We start from the raw sequence: 20,003 nt of genomic DNA on the forward strand, positions 1-20,003 counted from the left end.
CCCGCTGTACTCGATCGGCCCGATACATCATCAGGCGGCGACACTGATGTGGGTGACGTTTTCGTCGTCAGGCCCGCTCGCGCTGCCCTCTCGATGAACGACGAGGTCATCGCCAGGCCGCGGACGTCCTTCTCCAGCGGCGCGCCGTGCGCCGATGACCGCCGATCGGGGCTCGAGGGCGGACAGTGCCGCCGGTAGCTGCGCGCGGCCGGTGATGTCCAGGCGGGTATAGATGCGGTAAAGATGGGAGCCCACGGTTCGGTGCGAGATGAGCAGGCGCCGCCCGATGTCACGATTGCTCAGTCCCTGCGAGGCGAGCACCGCGATCTGCGTCTCCTGCGCCGACAGCTGCTTGACCGCGTTGGGGCGTCGGTCGTTCGGGCTGCCGGTGGCGTGCAGCTGCTCCCTCGCGGCCTGGGCCCAGGGGATAGCGCCGATGCGTTCGAACTCGTCGCAGGCCAGGCCCAGGAGCTCACGGGCGTCCAGATACCGACGATGCCGCCGCAGCCAGCGGCCGTGGTGCAGGTGAAGGCGGGCGCGTAGCAGCACGCTGCCGGGTGGCAGGGCGGCCAGTGACTCGGCGTATAGCTGTTCGGCCTCGGCGTCGTCGGCGAGCACCGCCCTGCTGTAGGCGAACGTGGAGAGCAGCAGCTCGGACGGTAGGTCGCGGGCAGCGGCGGGCAGCCCGGCGAGCACGGCCCGGGCCGGTTCGATCATGCCGGCTGCTACGGCGGCGTCAGCCAGATCGGGTACCACGTGCCAGCGGCTCACCGAGTGGAAGTGCGGGTCGCCGGGGAGGAAGACGTGACGCAGGACCTCGTACGCCTCGGATGCGTGACCCTCGAGGAGGAGAAGCAAACCCTCGGCCTGCCGGGCGCGCATCGCCGCGAAGTGCGTGTAGAGCACCGTGTTGTCAGCGCGTACCTCCGCGATGAGGGAGCGCGCCGAGTTCCGCCCGGTGATCGCGGCGAGCAGTGCGGCGGTGGCGGTCAGGCTGAGCCAGACGGTCCGCTCGCCGGTCTCGTCCGCCAGTGCCCGGCCCTCGCCGGCCTCGGCACCTGCCCGGGCCAGCTCGCCGAGCCACATCCGCGGTCCGGCGCTGTTCAAGGAACGGGCCAGCAGGAACAACCGGCCCTGGCGCCGCCACACTGCCGCGGCCCGGGCCAGGAAAGGGACGCTGCGGGAGAACTCGCCGAGCCCGAGCGCGGATGCACCCAGGTAATGTGCGGTGCGTCCGTCGCCGGGCACCGTGTCGTCGAGGTGTTTGAGCAGGTCGACGCCGTAGCGGTACGGCTCGGCGAATGCCCGTACCGAAAGGGCCGTCGGATCGTCGGCGGGTGGATCCCAGCGCTCGATCTCTGCCAGGAGCGCGGCCCGGACGGAGAGTCCGGGCTCCTCCACGCCGCAGCGGGCGGCTGCCTGCAGCAGCAGGGTGCCCGCGACGTCCCGGACGCCCGCGTCCCTGGCGGCGCCGGCGGCCCGAACCACGTCCTCCACTTGCGGATACGGCTGGCTGTGACCGGGAATGGCATCCCTGGGCACGAGTAGTAGGCGTGCCCGTTCCGCCGGCCCGGCCAGGTCGAGGTCGGCTTCGGTGAGCAGAGCATGGGTCTGGGCGGGTGCGCCGACTTCAGCAGCCAGGCCCGCCGCCCGGATCAGGACGGCAGTGCGGTGTTGGCCGTCCGGCACGAGTTTCGCGGCGTGCCGCAGCGCCGCCACGGCGGTGCCGGGCCGGTCCTGGGTGAGGGCCGTGCCGGCGAACTGCTCCAGGCGGGCGGCCAGTTCGGGATCGGCACCGAGCGAGCCCTTCGCCCGATGGAACAGTTCCTTCTCGGCGCAAGGAGCCCCGGCGAAGGCCATGGCGAGGGAACGGTGGACGGCGAGGCGGTCGGTCAGCGTGGCACGGGAGTAGATCGCCGTACGCATCAGCGGGTGCCGAAACTCCAGGGTGCTCCCGGTCGCGGACAGGAGCTCGGCATCGATGGCTTCCTGAAGCGCCTCGGCGGTGCCCGATCCGGCGGTGCCCGGCCGGTCGGCGACGGCCAGTAGTTGGTCCAGGTGGGCATCCGGCTCGGCGGCGAGGATCAGCAGCAGGTTCCGGCAGGCGTCGCTCATCTGATCGGCGCGGCTAGCGAACGCGTCCTGCAGTGGCTGCGTCAGCATGATCTCCTCGCCCGGGTCGCCGGAGACGGTCGTCGGCAGCTCGGACAGGGCGAGTGGGTTGCCCGCGGCAAGATCGAGGATCAGCTCACGGACACTGGCGGGCAGGTCGGGCGCCCGGGAGTCGAGGAGGGCGCTGGCAGCTTCGTCGTCGAGCGGCCCCAGGTGAAGGTCTGTGCCGCCCGTCGGGGCCGGTTGGCCGGTCCGGGCGGTACCGACGACGCACACGTCCTGCTCGCCCAGGAACGCGAGCACGTCACGACTGGCGGTGTCCGTCAACGGCAGATCGTCGGCGAGCAGTAGCAGCGGCCGCCCGCCGGCGGCTTCGGTGAGCATCGCCAGTGCCGCCGCCCCGACCCGCTCCACACTGCCAGGTCCGGCCGGTGAATCGGGGAAGCGGAGGGAGCCGAACGCCGCCTCCAGGACCCGCCGATGCCCGGCGGACAAGCTCTGCGCGTGCCGCGCGACGGGACGCAGCAACAACTGCAGCGCGGCGAACGGAAACTCGCGCTCGCTCTCCACCCCCGCGGTCATCAGGGCGAGGAAGTCCCGCGAAGTCGCGTACCGGTGCAGGTCCCATAGCAGCGCCGACTTCCCGGACCCGGCGCAGCCGCGAATCGTCGCGGTGGTGGCATGGCCGAGGCCGGCCTCGTCGGCGAGCCGGCGCAGGTGGCGCACCTCGGCCGTCCGACCCACCAACAGCTCGGTCATGGCCCTGTTCATCCGGCGTGTTCCCGCTGGTGAGCCGGGTGCCCAGTCACGCTGGCGGAACCGTATGCGGAAGCGGTCCGGGCGGGCCGACGACCGTGCACCGCCAGATCGGATGTCGTCATGCCTGTCATCGTCACGCCGAGAGCCACCCGATCGCATCGATGGCAGCGGCTCGGCGTTGATCGAGCACGTCAGGGTGAGGTACGGTCGCATCCGTGGAGTCCGGAGTCGCTGACAGCTTCGCATCCGTACACGAGCTGTTGGGCCGCACGCGGGAGCTGTCCGTACTCGAGGATTTGCTCAATCGCGCTCGCGCGGGCGACAGCGGGGCATTGGTCGTCCACGGTGAGGCTGGCATCGGCAAGACGGCCCTCATCGACAAGGTCGATACGAGTGCCGTTCAGGTCATCCGGATGGTGGGGGTGCAGTCGGAGAGTGAATTTCCCTACGCCGGCCTCCATCAGTTGCTCGGCGATCTGACCCACCTCGCCGACCGGCTGCCGGAACCACAGCAGGCCGCCCTGGAGACCGCCCTCGGGCTGCGGGCAGCCCTTCCGCCCAGTCCTTTCCTGGTCGGCCTGGCGGTGCTGGGAGTGCTCGCCGAACAGGCCACGAACGGCCCGCTGCTGTGCCTGATCGACGATGCCCAATGGCTGGATGAGGCGTCCCGGCTGGTCCTGGCCTTCACCGCCCGCAGGCTGGGCTCCGAGGGGATCGCTCTGGTGCTGGTGAGCCGTTCGGTCGGCCCCGAGTTCGAGGGAATGGCTCAGCTTGAGGTCGGCCGCCTGAGCGAGACCGATGCGTTGGCGATCCTCCGCAGAGTGCTGCGCGAGCCGGTCGATTCCCGGATCCTGGATCAGTTCCTCGCCGAGGCCGCCGGTAACCCGCTGGCCCTGCGCGAGCTACCGCGTGCCCTGCTCTACACCGATGCCGGCGGGCGTGCCGCCCCGCTGGCCGCCCGCATCGAACGGAGCCTGCTTCTTCAATACCAATCCCTGCCCGAGCAAGCTCACCGGCTGCTTCTGCTCGCCGCTGCGGACCCCACCGGAGACCCGCAACTGCTGTGGCGGGCCATGCGCAGTATCGGCCTCGACGCCGAGGCCGTCGAGGCCGTCGAGGAGTCCGGAGCCCTCACCATCGACTCACGGGTGCGGTTCCGCCATCCGCTGATCCGCTCCGCCGTCTACGGCGCTGCGAGCGCCGCAGCGCGCCGTCGCGCGCACGCCGCGCTGGCCGGCGCTGTCGAGAACGATCCGGATCGACAGGTGTGGCATCTCGGCCAGGCCACGATCGAACCCGACGAGCAGATAGCGTCGGAGCTGACCGCCTCGGCGCAGCGAGCACGCCGCCGGGGCGGCGCGGCTGCCACAGCGGTGCTGCTCGAACGGGCCGCCGCACTCAGCCCGGCGCCCGAAGACCACGTGCGACGTCAGCTCGCCGCAGCGCGATCCCGGCTCGACTCCGGCGTGCCGACCCGGGCGGCGGCGCTGCTGGACGCCTTATCCGCTGATGCCCTCGGCGAACGGGACGCGGCGGTTGCAGCCCGGCTGCGGGCACAGGTTGCCTTTCAACTCAACCGGGACTCCTCCGTCGCCTACGACCTCCTCGCTGTGGCGCAGCGCCTGAGCAGCCTCGACCCGGAACTGGCCCGTAGCACGTACCACGAAGCCATGTTCACCTCGATTTTCGCCCTCGGCCTCCCAGGCAGCAGTGCGGACCACCGGGCGCGCTGGGCCGAAGTGAGCCGGACCGTCCTCGACGCGATCAGCGAGGATTCCACGCACCCGGTCGACATGCTCGTCCGCGGGCAGGCGCTGGTGGGTAGTGGTGACCGCGGATCGGCCATCCCGGTGTTTCGACGGGCGGTTGCCGGGCTGCTCGACGGGCCGTACGACCTCATCGCACCCCAGTGGCTGGGCTGTGACTGCGCCACGGCGGTCGACCTGTGGGATGTTCGCTCATTGCGCACCTTGACCGATCGCCACGTCGCGGTCGGCCGGGCCGAGGGCCTGCTCATGAGCCTGCCGCTGGCGCTGTCGTTCGCTGGCACAGCTGCCCTGGTCGAGGGACGCCTGGACGATGCGACCACCCTCGCCGACGAGATCGACGTCCTCAACGAGCTGACCCGCTACCCCTTCCCCCGCCACACCAGGCTCCTGACCGCGGCCTGGCTGGGAGACGCTCCCGCGACCGGTCGACTTGCCGAACAGATCCGCAGCGGGGCCGTCGCCCGCAGTGACGGCAGTGTGCTGAGCATCGCCAACTTCGCCGAGGCGATCCTCGCCAACGGGCTGGGCCGATACGAGGATGCGGTGTCCGCGGGCCGCGCCGAACTGCCCCACATCCGCGAGGTCAACTACTCGTCCCGGATTGTCTGCGAGTTGGTCGAGGCCGCGATGCGCGTAGGTGACCACCGCCTGGCCGAGCAAGCCCTGGCCGAGCTGACCTACCTGACCGAGCCGATCGGAGGTGACTGGGCCCTGGGTGCTCTCGCCGCGGCGCGGGCGCTGGTCGCCAACGGCCCCGAGGCGGAGAAGTTCCATCTCGAGGCGATGGAACGATTCGACCGGGCGGGCCTGACCGTGTACGCGGGCCGGGCCCGGCTGGCGTACGGCGAGTGGCTGCGCCGCAGCCGCCGGCGCATCGATGCCCGCGTTCAGCTGCGCGCCGCTCACCAGACCTTGGCGGAGCGCGGGGCGAACGCCTTCGCGGATCGCGCGAGCCGCGAGCTGGCGGCGACGGGAGAAACCGCACGCTCACGTACGACCGAGGTCGACGAGGTGCTGACCGTGCAGGAGCTCAACGTGGCTCGGCTGGCGCGCGACGGGCTGTCGAACCGCGAGATCGCCACCCGCCTGTTCATCAGCGTGCGGACGGTGGAGCATCACCTGCGTGGGGTGTTCCAGAAGACCGGCATCCGCTCCCGCAACGAACTCGCTAGCGCCCTGCAGGGCCACCCGACGTAGCGGTCAACGCACCCCCGGAAGAAAGCCCACGATCGCCCTCGGCGAGACGCCTGCTGGCATCGCTCGGCGTCTGGCGGCCGCGGGCCGCGCCTGGTCCTGCCACCGTATTCATCCGGCGGTCGCCGGGGGACGACCGGGTTCCCGGCCGCCGGAACCGGCGCGGGCACCCGGTCTCGTTCACCCTGGCAGGTGCGGCACAGGTCAGAGCGCCACGACGTAGGGGAAGACGTCGCTGTGCGGGCCGGCCGGCAGGCCGGTGCTGACGGCGGAGTTGGTGGCCAGCGAGAACATCACCTCGGCAGCGTTGTCATCGAGCCGGCGCCCGTTGAAGTCGGTGAAGCCGAAGATCGCGGGCGTCCCCACCTGGTACTGCAGCGCGTCGGGCAGGATCCGCTGAAGGACCTCGAGGGCGTAGGCCTCCGGCCGCGCCGTGGTACCCAGCCGGTGCACCGTCGAGGCGATCTGCTTCCGGACTTGCTGACCGTAGTTCATAGTGTCCTGGCTCGGATGGGACGTGTTTGCGTGGCTGGCTTCCTCGCTGTCGGCGTCGCGGAACAGCGGCCAGATCATCGGCAGACCGGCCCGGCTCACCTGCCGCCAGCCGCCGGCGTCGGTAGCCAGGCGGGTGGTGCTCCACACCCGGATCACCCGGTCGGTGAAGAGGTGACTGTCGTGGTGCGGGACCCGCAGCACGATGCTCTGCACGGTGGCTCCGGCGAACGTGTTGTTCGCCTTGCCCGGCAGGAACCCGGTGATCTCCGCGTCCTGCCCGTGGATTACCAGCCGGTCGACGGCGGCAAGCTGGCTGAGGTCGAGGAAGAACGGATCGAGCGCGGGGCCGGTCCAGACCTCGATGCCGTCGGCACCGGTGATCGCCTGGCCGGTACGCCCGCGCGCTATCTCTACGCCCGTCGCGGAGTCGTCACCTGCCGCCGTACCTTCCAGGCGGGACAGCCGGAAGCCGTCCGGTCCGAACGCGAACCGGAACGTCAGGTTCTCGACCATCGCGCCGTCGAGGTGGATCCGGAACTCATAGCGGGCCTCGTCGTGAAAACCGACCGGCACGTTGTCCCCGGCCAGTGAGGTCCGGGTGTTCATGACGAAGACGATGGCGTCGCGGTCGTCGAAGACGTACTGGTCGGTGATGTTGAGCCGCGGGTCCCGGCGGGCTTCGGGGGAATCGAGATGGTGTGACATACGAGCCACGCTAGGAGCGGTGAATGCGTTTCGACTGACGAAGCAGTGACAGTCGGACATCGCTGCCGGCGTGAGGCTGGAGTCGCCCGGGTGCCTGGTTCAGGCTGTGGCGGTGACGGGACTCGGTCGCCACTGCTCGGAGCCGAAAACCTCGTAGTGGATGCGTTCGTCGGCCACTCCGCGGCGGTGCAGCCCGGCCCGGATCAGCTGCATGAACGGTACCGGGCCGCACAGGTAGACCCGGGCGTTGTCCGGCAGTGGAATCTCGTCGACGTCCACCCGGCCGATGCGGGCGTCCGCAACGTCATCGCTGTGCTCGTACCAGGTCAGGTGGTGGAACGTTCGCAGCCGGGCGCCGTGGCCGCGTACGTCACCGCGCAGCGGGTGCCGCTTCGGGTTGCGGTCGGCGTGCACCGCGACAACTGTGCGGCCGGGCTGGTTGCCGGCTACGTGATCCAGGATGGCGGCCATCGGGGTGATGCCGACCCCGGCGCTGATAAGGACGAGCGGCTCTCCGCCGCCGCGTAGCGTCAGATCGCCGTACGGCTGGCTGACCGTCAGTGCGTCGCCGGTGTGGACATGGTCGTGCAGGTGGCCGGAGACGACGCCGTCCGGTGTTCCGGCGCGGCCGCGGACCCGGCGCACCGTGATGCGCAGCGTTGCACCATCGGCGGCTTGAGACAGTGAGTACTGCCGTAGCTGGCGGCTGCCGTCGGGCAGGTCGGCGGCGATCGTGACGTACTGACCGGGGGAGAAGGCCGGGGCGGGTCGGCCGTCGGCGGGGGTGAGCACGAGGGAGATCGTGTCGTGTGCTTCGTCGATCCTGTCGCTGACGGTGTATCGGCGCCAGGGGTTGTCGCCGTCGACGTCGGCCAGGGTATAGAGCCGGGCCTCGCGTCCGATGAGCCGGGCGGCGAACAGCCAGTAGACCTCGTCCCAGGCTGCGGCGATGGCGGGCGTCACCGCGGCGCCGAGTACCGTGCCCACCGCGCCGAGCAGGTAGCGGCCGACCATCGTGTACTGCTCGGGCCGGATGCCCAGAGCGCAGTGCCGCTGGGCGATGCGCTCGACGATGTGCTCGAAGGTGGCCGCGTCCGGGCCCCGGCCCACCAGGTGTGCGGCGTAGGCGGCGACCGCTCCGGCGAGTGCCGACTTCTGTTCCCCGGTGGCCTGGGCGCTGCGGCTGAACAGGTTGAGCAGGTCCGGGTTCTCGCTGAGCATGGTGTCGTAGAAGACGCTCGCGATGGTGTCGAGGTGCTCGCCGACGACGGGCAGCGTCGCCTCGACGGCGGTGGCGCTGTTGGCGGACAACATGATGGGTTTCTCCTGAGCGGTTGATCGTGCGGTGATCAGGTACGACCTGATCGACAGCACCTGGTGTCGGGCAGTGGTGGTGCGGCGGTTCAGGCGGTCAGCAGACAGGCGCCGGTGACGGCCAGGGACAGGACCTTGGCGCATTCCAGGGCGACGTAGCCGAGGTGGGCGCGCGAGCGCCGTGCGGCTGCCCCGGCCACGACCGCGGCCGTACGCCGGTGCAGCCGGGGCCGAACGAGGGCGAGTTGGGCCAGGAGCAGCCCCGGCGCGAGGGCGGCGACCGTGATCACCGAGCCGGCCGGACTCGCCGACGCGACGAGGATCGCGGTGGCGAGGGCGAGCAGCAGCTCGATGCCGTTGAGGGCCCGGAAGACCAGACGCCCTATGCCGAGGCCGATGGGCAGGGTGACGCCGGGCGCCCGGAACTTCAGCGGGGCCTCGAGGAACGAGATGGCGAGGACCATGCCGAGCCAGACGAAGGTGACAGCGATGGCGAGGGCCAGCGAGGTGGACACCGGATTAGTTTATACGAGTTTCTCTTGTAGAAACTGAGTGGATCGTCACCACCTGATCTACGCCGGTGAGGTCGTCGGTGCGATGGGTGATCAGCAGTACGGCCCGGTGACCGGCCGCGGCGAGCAGGTCGTGGGTCAACGCCCGGGCGGTCTCGTCGTCGAGGTGTTCTGTCGGTTCGTCGAGGATCAGCACGCGGACGTCGGTCAGCAGCGCCCGGGCTAGGGCGAGCCGCCTGCGCTGACCACCCGACAGCTGCGCGCCGTGCTCGCCGACGACGGTTTGCATCCCCTGGGGCAGAGAGGCCACCCAGTCGAGAAGCCGTGCCCCGCGCAGTGCCTCGCGCAGCTCGTCGTCCGAGGCGTCGGGCCGGCCGATGCGGAGGTTCTCCGCGATCGTGGTGTCGAACAGGTACGCGTCTTCCGGCAGATAGCCGACCAGCCGCCGGACCGCGCCCGGATCCAGATCGCGAAGGTCGGCGCCGTTGAGAAGTACGCTGCCGCTGCGCGGGTCGAGAAACCGCACCAGCAGAGCGGCCACCGTCGACTTACCGGAGCCGCTCGGCCCGACGAGGGCGGTCCGGCTGCCCGGTGAGATCGTGAACGACAGCCGGCTCACGGCGGTCTGTCCTGGAGTCCACCCGGCGGTCACATCAGTCAGGGTCAGGGTGACCGGCCCGGGCGGGGCAGCGTGGGCATGCGGCCGTTCCCGGATCGCTGGTACGGCGGCGAGAACCTCCGTCATCCGTCGCCAGGCGGCGCGGGCACCGGCGAGGTGCTGGGCGGCCGCCGGCAGCGTCCCGGCAATCTCGAAGACGGCGAGTGGGGTGAGCACCACTAGGGCGAGCAGTTCGCCGTCGAGGGTGCCCGCTCGAACCGCGCCGGCGCCGGCGACCAGCCCGGTGATCACACACACCCCCGCGCACAGGGCGGCGACGGCGGACGCGATTCCGGTACTGAGCGCCGAACGCTGCTGGGCTCTTCTCAGCCTGTTGTCGACGTCGGCCAGCGTGGCCAGTTGAGCGTCGACCGCCCCGTACGCTGTCAGATCGGCATGACCGTGCAGCAGATCGACCGTCGCGGTGGCAAGCTCGCCGCGCAGCGGCGCGAGCCGCCCGTCGGCCCGGCGCACAGTGGTGGCCTGGAGTGCCGGCACCGCGCAGCCCACCACGAGCAGGCCGATCGCCAGCACCAGACCGGCGGCCGGCAACAGGGTACCCACCAGGGTAACGGCGGCGACCCCGATGATCACCGACACCGAGTAGGGCAGCAGCACGCGGGTCACCAGGTCGAGCACGGCGTCGACGTCGGCGACGAGCCGCCGGGTCAGGTCGGCGCGCCGGAAGCCGGCCAGGCCGGCGGGCGCCAGTGCCTCGAGATGCGTGTAGAGCCGGATCCGCAGCGCGTCCCGAATACGGAAGGCCGCGTCGTGGCCGACCAGCCGTTCCGCGTAGCGCAGCACGCCGCGGCCGATGCCGAAGGCGCGGACGGTGACGATGGCGACCATGAGATGCAGCACCGGCGGATGCAGCGCGGCCCGGGAGATCAGCCAGGCGGCGGCGGCCATGAGGCCGACCGCGCAGCCCGCGGCGCCGGCGCCGGCGAGGAGGGCGAGCGTGAGGCGGCCGGCTGCTGGGCGCAGTACCGTCAGGACATTCACGCGCTCACCACGTCCAGGCTGATGGTGCGGTCGGCCAGGGCCGACAGCTCCGGGCGGTGCGCGGCGATGAGCACCGTGCGGCCGGCTGCGAGCCGCCGGATCGAGGCCATCACGCCGGCGGCGGTGTCGGCGTCGAGGTTGGCCGTGGGCTCGTCGAGCAGCACGATCGGTGCGGCGCGCAGAAACGCGCGGGCCAGAGCGACCCGCTGTCGTTGTCCGGCGGACAAGCCGGCACCGGCATCACCGATCTGGCTGTCCAGGGGTACGTCGATGCCGGCGGCCCGGGCCGCGGTCGTGACCTCGGCGGAGGTGACCGCGTGGGCGCCACGGGTGATGTTGTCGCGGATGGTGCCGGCGAACAGGTACGGTCGCTGCGGCACCCACGCGATCCTGGCCCGCCAGGCAGTCGGGTCCACGTTCGTCAGCGGGACACCGCCGACCGTGATGCACCCGCTGGACGGGACGACGAATCTCAGCAGGGCGTGCAGTGCGGTCGACTTGCCGCAGCCGCTGGGCCCGGTGAGCGCCACCACCTCACCGGGCTGGACGGTCACGGTGAGGTTCAGCGCGCTTCCCGGGCGGCCCGGGAAGCGCACTGCGACCTCGTCGAAGACGATGGCACCGCCGGGCGCGGGGTCCGGCCCGGCGGCCGGTACGGGCGTCGCCAGGATCGTGAAGGCCTGCTCGGCGGCGGCCAGTCCCTCGGCGCTGGCGTGATAGTTGGCGCCGAGCTGGCGCAGCGGCTGATATGCCTCCGGCGCGAGGATCAGCACCAGCAGCGCGGTTGCCAGGTCCAGGTTGCCGCTGACCAGCCGCAATCCGACCCCGACGGCGACCAGTGCTACCGACAGGGTGGCGAGCAGTTCGAGAATGAGCGAGGACAGGAACGCCGTGCGCAGGGTGCGCATGGTGAGGCGTCGCTGCTCCTCGCTGATCCGGCGGATGGTCCGCGCCTGTGCGCGGGCACGGCCGAAGACCTTGAGGGTCGGCAGCCCTGAGACCACGTCGAGGAAGTGGTGGTCGAGGCGGGCAAGTAGCCGGAACTGGCGGCGGTTCGCGGCTTCGGTGTGCCAGCCGACGAGCACCATGAACAGCGGAATCAGCGGCAGGGTGAGCGCGACGGTGACTGCGGCGGTGAGGTCCGCGCCGAGCAGCCGGGCGAGCACGATGACCGGTACGACCGCGGCGAGCACCAGCTGCGGCAGATAGCGGGAGAAGTACGCGTCGAGTGCGTCGAGCCCGCGGGTGACGAGTGTGGTGGCGGCGCCGGTGTCCGGGCCCGTGCCGGGGTTCAGGGCGGCCAGGTGGCCGAGGACCTGCCGGCGCAACGTCGACTTCACCCCCGCCGAGGCCCGGTCGGACACCAGCTCCTGCGCCCACCCCACCACCGCGCGCCCGGCGACGACGGCTGCCAGCGCGGTGAGCAGAGGCCACAGGTCGGAAGCCTGCGCGCCGCCCAGGTAGACGTCGGTGATGCCGTTCGCCAGCAAGGTCGCCTGGGCCACGATCAGCGCGGCCAGGACGACTCCGAGAACCACGGTGAGCGCCAGGTAGGCCCGTGCCGGCCGGGCGTATCTCAGCAACCGGGGGTCGAGGGGCCTCACGTGGGGATCCGGTCCAGGGTGAGGCGCTTGCGGAACACCCAGTACGTCCATCCCTGGTAGATCAGGACGAGCGGGGTGCAGAACGCGGCCACCCAGGTCATCACCGTCAGTGTGTAAGGGCTGGACGCGGCGTTCGTCGTGGTGAGACTGTTCGCCTCGGCGACCGTGGACGGCATCACGTTCGGAAATAGGATGGTGAACAGGGCGAATACCGCCAGCACGATGGTGGCGGCGGTGGCGAGGAACGCCCATCCCTCCCGCCGGGCACGGGTGAACAGTGCAGCGCCGGCCAGCGCGAGCGAGGCGACGACCGCGAGTGCCGCTCCGGCCGGGTCCGGGTTGGCCAGGACGGTCCACAGCAGGAACCCTCCGCCGACGGCGACCGTCGGCCAGGCCAGCCGCCCGGCGAACCGGCCCGCCCGGTGCCGGATGTCGCCGTCGGTCTTCAGCGCCAGGAACACCGCGCCGTGCAAGGTGAACAGCGTCAGCGTGGTCAGCCCACCGAGTAGCGCGTAGGGATTGAGCAATTCGGTCAAGCCGCCGACGTACTCGTGCCGCGCGTCCAGCCGGACACCACGAACGATGTTGCCGAACGCCACGCCCCACAGCAGAGCCGGCAGGAGGCTGCCGACGAAGATGGCGGCGTCCCAACCGCGCTTCCAGCGCGCGCCGGGACGCTTGCCTCGGTATTCGAAGCACACACCCCGCACGATCAGCGCCAGCAGGATGATCAGCAGTGGTAGGTAGAAGCCGGAGAACAGTGTCGCGTACCACTCGGGGAAGGCGGCGAACGTGGCGCCGCCGACGACGACGAGCCACACCTCGTTGCCGTCCCAGACCGGGCCGATCGTGTTGATCATCAGGCGTCGTTCGCGGTCGTCGCGGCCCAGCACGGGCACCAGGATGCCGACGCCGAAGTCGAAGCCCTCCAGCAGGAAATAGCCGGCCCACAGGACAGCGATCAGGATGAACCAGACGGTGGAGAGTTCCATGATGTCCTCGGTCGGTGCTGCTAGTAGGCGAAGGCGATCGGGCGGTCGGCTTCCTCGTCATCGGTGCCGGGTGGCTGCTGCTGGGGTGCGCCCGCCTTCGCGTACTTGAGGAACAGCCCGATCTCGATGACGGCGAGTACGCCGTAGAGGACGGTCAACGTGATCAGCGAGGTCGCCGCTTCTCCTGGCGTGACCGAGGGGGAGACGCTGTCGGCGGTCTGGAGAACACCGAAGACGGTCCACGGTTGCCGGCCCATCTCCGTGAAGATCCAGCCGAAGCTGTTGGCGAGCAACGGCATGGCCACGGCTGAGATCGCGGCGATCCAGAGCCAGCGCCCGGTACGGCCGGCGGGATGTCGCCCCTGGCGGACGGCGGCGAGCGCCACCAGAGCCACGAGGATGGCCAGGCCGCCCGTGCCGATCATGAGACGGAACGCCCAGTAGGTGACCGGAATGTTGGGGGAGTAGTCACCCGGGCCGTACCTCTGCTCGTATTCAGCCTGAAGGTCGTCGATGCCTTCTACCCGGCCGTCGAGTGTTCCGGTGCCCAGCACCGACAGCAGGTTCGGGATACGCAGGCTGTACAGCTCCTCGTCGCCGTCGAGCGAGCCGACGGTGAAGACCGAGAAGCTGGCCGGGGCGGAGGTCCGGTAGAGGGCTTCGGCGGCGGCCATCTTCATCGGCTGCTGTTCGGTCATGACGCGGGCCTGCTGATCGCCACTGATCAGGGTGCCCAGGCCGGCAATGAGGACGACCCAGGCGCCGAGCTTGAGGCCGGGGCGGAAGACCTCCACCTGGTTTCGGCGGCTCAGATGCCAGGCGCTGACCGCCAGCATGACTGCCCCGGCGGTCATGTACGCCGCGGAGATGGTGTGCGGGAACGCGACCAGCGTCGTGGAGTTGGTGAGCAGCGCGCTGATGCTGGTCAGTTCAGCGCGGCCGGTCTCCGGGTTCAGCTGGTAGCCGACGGGATGCTGCATCCACGAGTTGGCGGCCAGGATGAAGTAGGCCGACAACAGGGTGCCGATGGCGACCAGCCACATCGTCATCAGGTGCAGCCTCTTCGGCAGTCGGTCCCATCCGAAGATCCACAACCCGAGGAAGGTGGACTCGAGGAAGAAGGCGAGCAATCCTTCGATGGCCAGGGGTGCGCCGAACACGTCACCGACGAAGCGGGAGTAGTCACTCCAGTTCATTCCGAACTGGAACTCCTGCACCAGACCGGTGACCACCCCGATCGCGAAGTTGATCAAAAACAGCTTGCCCCAGAACTTCGTGGCGCGGAGGTAGTGCTCCTTGCCGGTGCGTACCCAGGCGGTCTGTAATCCCGCCACCAGGGCGGACATCCCGATGGTGATCGGGACAAAGATGAAGTGGTAGACGGTGGTGATACCGAACTGCCATCGGGCGATGTCGAGCGTGTCCATGAACGTTCCCTGTTCGAATCGTTAGGGGGCGGTCCCGGGATCCCTGTCATCTCCGAGGAGAACGGCGCGGACCGCTGAGGGCATCACATGGTGGTGACCAGCGCCGGGCGGACCACGGCGACCGGGCATTCGGCGTGATAGACGAGGTGCTGGCTGACTGAACCGAGCACCAGCCCGGTGAAGCCGCCCCGGCCCCGGCTGCCGACGACCACCAGCTGGGCTTCCTGGGACCTCTCGGTCAGCAGCCGGCCGGCACTGCCGTTGACTGCTTCGTGCCGGATCGTCAGCTCGGGAAAGCGCGCGGCGGTCGCGGCGATGGTCTCCGTCAGGGCCTGCCGGTGACCTTCCTCGATCACCGCGGCTTTGTGGCCGGGCGGCGTCTCCGGGTCACTGCCGTAGGGGTGGACGTCGGTGTAGGCGTGCAGGGCGACGAGATGAGTGCCACGTCGTACGGCCTCGGCGGCTGAGAACTCGATGGCCGCCGCCGACATCGCAGATCCGTCGACTCCGGCGACGACCGGGCCGGAATCGCGGGTCACGCCCCGGACCACCAGGACCGGGCAGTGGGCGTGGGTGGCGGCCTGCACCGCGATCGAACCGATGATCATCCCGGAGAACGCGCCGAGGCCACGGTCACCGAGAACGAGCAGCTCGGCGTGGCGGCTCTCGGAGATCAGTACCGGCGCCGCCGCGCCGGGAATCAGCGCGGTGCCGATGACCAGGTCCGGCGACACCGACGCGGCGACCCGCGCCGCTTCGGCCAGGTCGTTCTCGGCCTGCTCGGCCAGCGACGCGGCCGAGACGCGGGGTACGCCCGGCGGTGTGCCCTGGTGCAGTAGGGGCCAGATATGGGCGTACACGATTCGCAGTGGACGTCCTCGGGCAGCGGCTGCCGAGGCAGCGCACAGCACGGCGTCGAGACTGCGGACCGATCCGTCGATGCCGACCAGGACGGGTGCCTCAGACACGGCTCTCATCTCCAGCTAATAGGTTGGGAAGGGTCATCGTCGGCGCACCAAAGCGGTGGGGGTCCATTTCGGCGGATTCGCCGGTCGGACACCTTCGGCAGGACACGCCGCTGTGTGCTGCTGAGCGGGGCGAGCGCCATGCGTCTCCCCTTTGGGGATTCGAAGCGGAAGCGCGGGCAGCGGTATGCCCGCATTGCTGATCGGCGCTGACGCTAGGGGCACGCGGTGCGGATCCAGTGACATCTCGGTGACACCGCCGACGGTGTGCGTCGGCGGGGGTTGTCAGCGCCGGTGTCAGAGGAAGGTCACCGGCTTGGCACTGTGCCGGCGAACAGTGAGTGCTCCGGACGGATACTCTCTGGAGGACGAAAGTGACGATCACGCGCGCTGACGCGAACGAGCCGCGGCCCAGGCAGCTGACCTGGATTCCGGACTGGGCCGCGGATATCGCCTTCGTGCCGTTCACCCTGTACGCGCCGGTGCGGCACGGCCGGCGCCCCGCCGCGGCCGGCTGGCCTCAACTCGGTGACGGGTTGCGCGTCGCCGGGTACTTGATGCGGGAGCTACCCGACGAACACGTCGCCACGGTGATCGAGACGGCCGCCGCGCGCTGGACCGACCACGCCTTTGCGCCACGTCGCGCCGTCCTCGACGCGGCTACCCGAAGTACGGGTATGCCGGTGTGGACGCTGCAGCGGCTGTTCGACGCCGAGCTGGCCGCCTGCCGCCGCGACGTGCTGCTCAGTACGCTACGGGCGCGACGACACCACCGCCATGACCAGGAACCGGCGGCGTGGCATGGAACGGCGGTGACTCTCGGCATGATGTCCGGCGCCGTGCCGGGCTCGATCGTCCGGACCGTGACGCGCATTCTGCTCGGCGGATCGGCGGTGCTCGCGCGGGTCCCGTCGCGGGAGCCGGGTTTCGCGGCCGCGTTCCTGCGTTCCATCCACGCGGTTGAGCCGCTGGTCGCGGACGCCGTCGTGGTCACGTACTGGCGTCGGGACGACACCACCGCCCTGCGCCACGCCGTCGAGCAGGCCGACAGCGTGTGCTTCGACGGCTAGGTGCGGACCGTGCGGGCCGCGACCCCGGTCAGCGTCATCCGGAGTTGACCCGGCCCCGAGGCCGGCTCGGCCCCGCTGCCGGCCGGCCAGCTTCGGGACCGCCGACGTCACCCCGATCGGCCCGGAAGGTCGCGATGTCGTCGTTGACGCATTTCATGATTTTTTCAGGCGGTGTCGGCGAGAGGGCGGCCAGGCCGGGGAGAAGGCGATCGGGTCGGCGGGGACCGGAGCCCAGCCGGTCGTGCAGTTCGTCGGCCAGCGGTCCACCCTGATCGGGCAGGCGGCTGAGCGCTTCGGCCCAGCGCCGTCGGGCGGCCGGTTCGTCGCCGTCCAGCCGGTAGGTGTCGCCGAGGATCAGCAGCACGTCGCCGAGCGCGGCCGGGACACCGGCCCGGCGGTACGTCTGAGCGGCCTGCTCCCAGTGGTCGATGGACTCCTGACGGTGGCCCATGTCCTGATAGGTCTGCCCGAGCAGGTCCCAGCTGTGCCCTGCGCCGACCGCGTCGCCGGCCGCCCAGGACATCGCCAGCGTCTCCCGTAGCAGGTCCAGGGCGTCCTGATGCTGGCCGAGCATCGCCAGGCTGCCCGCCATGACGCGGAGGGCCCGCGCCTGGTTCTGGGTGTCGTCGGCCGCCCGGAACAGGGCCAGGGCCTGTTCACCGTGCCGTACCGCGTCGGCATGGCGGTGCTCGTCGGCTTGCAGGTAGGCCCGGTTCAGGGCCACGACGGCGCGACCGTGCCGGTCACCGGTCCGCCGCATCAGGTCGTCGGCCAGGTTCAGCTGCCTGGCCGCGCCGGCCGGGTCATCCGACAGGAACATGGCGCCTGCCAGGCTGCGGTGCAGATGCGCCTGGCCGTCGAGGGCGACGTCGGTGCGGGCGGCGGCGAGTCCTCGGCGGGAGATCGCGGCCCAGTCGCGGATACGGCCGGTGAAGTGCAGGAAATTCTGCGCCGTCAGAGCCACGTGCCAGGCGATGTCGTGGGCGTCGTGGGCGTCGGCCAGCGCGACGACGTCGGCCAGGACCCGATGTCGATCGGTGAACCACGCCATCGCCTCTTCCCGGTCGGCGATGTCCGGCACGAGCACACCCGGTCGCGCGGGTGGCGGCGCCGGTGCGGCCAGGGCGGGGTCGAGGCGCAGATGGGCCGCGTACGACCCGGCCCGGTAGTGCTCGAGCATGCGGTCGAGGGCGGCCCGGCGATCCTCGGGGTGGTCGTGTCGCAGGCTCAGGTCCTCGGCAAAAGTCCGGATGAGTTCGTGGACCCGGTGCCGGCCGGACTGCTCCTGGGTGAACATGTACGTCGCGAGTTCGCCGAGAAGGGCCTTCGCGGCTCGCAGGTCGACCGCGGCGAGGCTAGCTGCGGCCGCCGTGCTCACCGTGGCGCCGGGATGCACCGGCAGCAGCCGCAGCAGGCGTGCCGCCGCGGGACTCAGCGCCCGGTAGGACCAGGAGAACACCGCGGCGAGGCCGGTGGTGGGATCCATGCCGAATCCGTCCAGGCCGTTGCCATCGAGCGACAGCTCGGCTGCGATGTCGGTCAACGGGCTGTCCGGCCTGGCCACCGCGCGGGCGGCGACCAGCGCGACGGCCAGTGGCAGTCGGCCGCACCGGCGGATGATCTCGTCGGCTGCCGCCGGGTGCACCGCCCCGCGCCCCCTGCCGATGCGGCGCGTCAGGATCTGCCGGGCCTCGGGGGCGGCCGGAAGCTCCAGGGGCATCGGATGAGCGCCCGCGACGGTGACCAGGCCGGTGATCCGGACTCGGCTGGTGACGATGGCCGAGCTGTCCGGGCCGGGCGGCAACAGATGTCTGACCTGCTCGAAATCGCGGGCGTTGTCCAGCACGACCAGCACGCTGCGGCCCGCGATGATGCTGCGGTAGAGCCCGGCGAGCGCGTGCAACTCGGTCGGGATCATCTCCTGCGCGACGCCGAGTGAACCGAGGAAGCCGCGCAGCGCCTCCTCCGGGTTCATCGCCGGACCCCGCGCGGAGAAGCCCCGCAGGTCCGCGTACAGCTGCCCGTCCGGATGGGCATCGGCCAGCTGATGTCCCAGATGCACCGCGAGGGTGGTCTTGCCGATGCCGGGCATGCCGTCCACGGCCAGGGTCACCGTGGGCCGCCCCAGGGCGCGGTCGTGCTCGACGATGGTCGCCGCGCGGGCGAGGACGTCGTCGCGGCCGGTGAAGAACGGGTGATCGGGTGGCAGCTGCGCGGGAGTGGCCGGCTCCTCCACCGGGGGCGCGGGGGCGGGTTCGGCGATCGGCGCGCTGGGTCGCTGGTGCAGCAGCCGGTCGTACGCCTCGGACAGTTCCCGCCCCGGCGGGATGCCGAGCTCGGCGCTGAGCCGGCGGCGGACCTCCTGGTACGCCTCCACCGCCTCGGCCTGCCGTCCGTCGGCGGCCAGGGCAGCGATCAGGCGGGCCTGCAGCGGCTCGTCCAGGGGTGTCCAGCCGACGGCCTGCCGCAGAGCCGGGATGACCAGGCGCACCTGACCCAGGTTCAGAGCCGCGTCGGCCGCGTCGCGCAGCACCTGTGCCCGTTCGGCTTCGATCGCCACCAGGACGGGATGGGTCCGGGAGATCGGCTCGAGCCCGGCCGCGCAGAGACCGCGCCACAGCGCCAGCGCGCCGGCGTAGTACTTCACTGCCGCGTCGGGGTCGCTGGCGCGCCGGGCATCCTGGACGAGGCGGCGGAACCGGACAAGATCAAGCGTGTCGGCGTCGACCCTGAGCCGGTAACCGGCCGCGTGCCGGATCAGGTATTCGCCGGTCGCGCGGACCGGCAGGTCGGGCTCGATCAGCCGGCGCAGGGTGCCGATGTAGCGGTGGACCACGTTGACGGCGCTCGGCGGCGGTTCGTTCTCCCAGACCGCGTCGATCAGTTCGCTGACGCTGACCACCGTGCCGGTCCGGGCCAGTAGCAGGGCCAGTACGAGGCGTTGCTGCCGGCCGCCGAGGTCGAGGTCGGCGTCGTCGCGCCAGGCGCGGACCGGGCCCAGGATGGTGAAACGCACAGCTGACATGGCTGCTCCGGTGAGGTGATGAGCGTGGGCATCGGTCGGTGGGGTCACCAGGTGGGCGGCCGGGTCATTCGGGCGGTGCGGTGCGGCTGTCGCCGGGAGGCCGGTACGGCCTTCGGTCCCGGGCGGGCGTCGGTCTGGGTCGTGGCGGTGGCCGCAGTGGTCGTGGCGGCGGCGGTGGGCATAGGAAGACCCCCTGTCGGCGTCGGCGCCGCTGGTACGGCGTTCCGGCCGTTACGACTCTCGTCCGGTCCGTTGCCGAAGTAATCAGTCGGGCGACTGCGCCACAGCGACCGGGGTCATCGCCGGTCGGGAGCGCCGCGGGCATCGCTGTCGGCTGTCCGCCGTCCGCCGGACCAGCCAGCCCTCCCGGTCGACTCCGGTGCGGGGGACAAGGCGTCTA

Annotated in this window: 12 protein-coding genes; 2 read left to right on the plus strand and 10 right to left on the minus strand. The window is 70.8% G+C overall.

The features are described from left to right. Positions 1-30 precede the first annotated feature (30 nt). Positions 31-2,871, minus strand: coding sequence for an AAA family ATPase (locus LXN57_RS32500; protein WP_251802015.1), 2,841 nt, complete (start codon positions 2,869-2,871; stop codon positions 31-33). A gap of 215 nt (positions 2,872-3,086) precedes the next feature. Here LXN57_RS32500 and LXN57_RS32505 point away from each other — a divergent pair, with 215 nt between their 5' ends. Beyond that, on the plus strand, positions 3,087-5,837 hold the full coding sequence (locus LXN57_RS32505) for a helix-turn-helix transcriptional regulator (RefSeq protein ID WP_251802016.1): 2,751 nt from the start codon (positions 3,087-3,089) through the stop codon (positions 5,835-5,837). A gap of 201 nt (positions 5,838-6,038) precedes the next feature. On the opposite strand, the gene LXN57_RS32510 is transcribed toward LXN57_RS32505, so the two are convergent. From LXN57_RS32510 to LXN57_RS32545, 8 genes are all read right to left on the minus strand, one after another. Continuing rightward, positions 6,039-7,034, minus strand: a complete 996-nt coding sequence (locus LXN57_RS32510) for a DUF4331 family protein (RefSeq protein ID WP_251802017.1) — start codon at positions 7,032-7,034, stop codon at positions 6,039-6,041. A gap of 99 nt (positions 7,035-7,133) precedes the next feature. Next, a complete protein-coding gene (locus LXN57_RS32515; protein WP_251802018.1) occupies positions 7,134-8,348 on the minus strand; it encodes a globin domain-containing protein in 1,215 nt (404 codons plus the stop codon). A gap of 89 nt (positions 8,349-8,437) precedes the next feature. Next, positions 8,438-8,863: a hypothetical protein gene (locus LXN57_RS32520; protein WP_251802019.1), complete on the minus strand. Its 426-nt coding sequence runs from the start codon at positions 8,861-8,863 to the stop codon at positions 8,438-8,440. A 4-nt stretch (positions 8,864-8,867) separates the two neighbouring features. After that, positions 8,868-10,520: a thiol reductant ABC exporter subunit CydC gene (gene cydC / locus LXN57_RS32525; RefSeq protein ID WP_251802020.1), complete on the minus strand. Its 1,653-nt coding sequence runs from the start codon at positions 10,518-10,520 to the stop codon at positions 8,868-8,870. Further along, a complete protein-coding gene (gene cydD, locus LXN57_RS32530; RefSeq protein WP_438872938.1) occupies positions 10,517-12,124 on the minus strand; it encodes a thiol reductant ABC exporter subunit CydD in 1,608 nt (535 codons plus the stop codon). Before cydD ends, cydC begins: the two co-directional genes overlap by 4 nt. Further along, positions 12,121-13,116, minus strand: coding sequence for a cytochrome d ubiquinol oxidase subunit II (cydB, locus tag LXN57_RS32535; RefSeq protein WP_251802022.1), 996 nt, complete (start codon positions 13,114-13,116; stop codon positions 12,121-12,123). Before cydB ends, cydD begins: the two co-directional genes overlap by 4 nt. A 20-nt stretch (positions 13,117-13,136) precedes the next feature. Beyond that, a complete protein-coding gene (locus tag LXN57_RS32540) occupies positions 13,137-14,543 on the minus strand; it encodes a cytochrome ubiquinol oxidase subunit I (RefSeq protein WP_251802023.1) in 1,407 nt (468 codons plus the stop codon). 83 nt (positions 14,544-14,626) lie between these two features. After that, on the minus strand, positions 14,627-15,520 hold the full coding sequence (locus LXN57_RS32545; protein ID WP_251802024.1) for a universal stress protein: 894 nt from the start codon (positions 15,518-15,520) through the stop codon (positions 14,627-14,629). A 362-nt stretch (positions 15,521-15,882) separates the two neighbouring features. On the opposite strand from LXN57_RS32545, the gene LXN57_RS32550 reads away from it, so the two are divergent. Further along, positions 15,883-16,578: an acyl-CoA reductase gene (locus tag LXN57_RS32550; RefSeq protein ID WP_251802025.1), complete on the plus strand. Its 696-nt coding sequence runs from the start codon at positions 15,883-15,885 to the stop codon at positions 16,576-16,578. Between the two features lie 34 nt (positions 16,579-16,612). Here LXN57_RS32550 and LXN57_RS32555 read toward each other — a convergent pair whose 3' ends face one another. Continuing rightward, positions 16,613-19,603, minus strand: a complete 2,991-nt coding sequence (locus LXN57_RS32555; protein WP_251802026.1) for an AfsR/SARP family transcriptional regulator — start codon at positions 19,601-19,603, stop codon at positions 16,613-16,615. Positions 19,604-20,003 lie beyond the last annotated feature (400 nt).

It is taken from the genome of Paractinoplanes hotanensis, assembly GCF_023717965.1.
Classification (GTDB): domain Bacteria; phylum Actinomycetota; class Actinomycetes; order Mycobacteriales; family Micromonosporaceae; genus Actinoplanes; species Actinoplanes polyasparticus.

Bases quoted from the DNA above. Each gene is read 5' to 3' on its own strand.
- LXN57_RS32500 (WP_251802015.1), bottom strand. From the start codon at position 2,871: ATGACCGAGCTGTTGGTGGGTCGGACGGCCGAGGTGCGCCACCTGCGC.
- LXN57_RS32510 (WP_251802017.1), bottom strand. From the start codon at position 7,034: ATGTCACACCATCTCGATTCCCCCGAAGCCCGCCGGGACCCGCGGCTC.
- LXN57_RS32515 (WP_251802018.1), bottom strand. From the start codon at position 8,348: ATGTTGTCCGCCAACAGCGCCACCGCCGTCGAGGCGACGCTGCCCGTC.
- cydB (WP_251802022.1), bottom strand. From the start codon at position 13,116: ATGGAACTCTCCACCGTCTGGTTCATCCTGATCGCTGTCCTGTGGGCC.
- LXN57_RS32540 (WP_251802023.1), bottom strand. From the start codon at position 14,543: ATGGACACGCTCGACATCGCCCGATGGCAGTTCGGTATCACCACCGTC.
- LXN57_RS32545 (WP_251802024.1), bottom strand. From the start codon at position 15,520: ATGAGAGCCGTGTCTGAGGCACCCGTCCTGGTCGGCATCGACGGATCG.
- LXN57_RS32555 (WP_251802026.1), bottom strand. From the start codon at position 19,603: ATGTCAGCTGTGCGTTTCACCATCCTGGGCCCGGTCCGCGCCTGGCGC.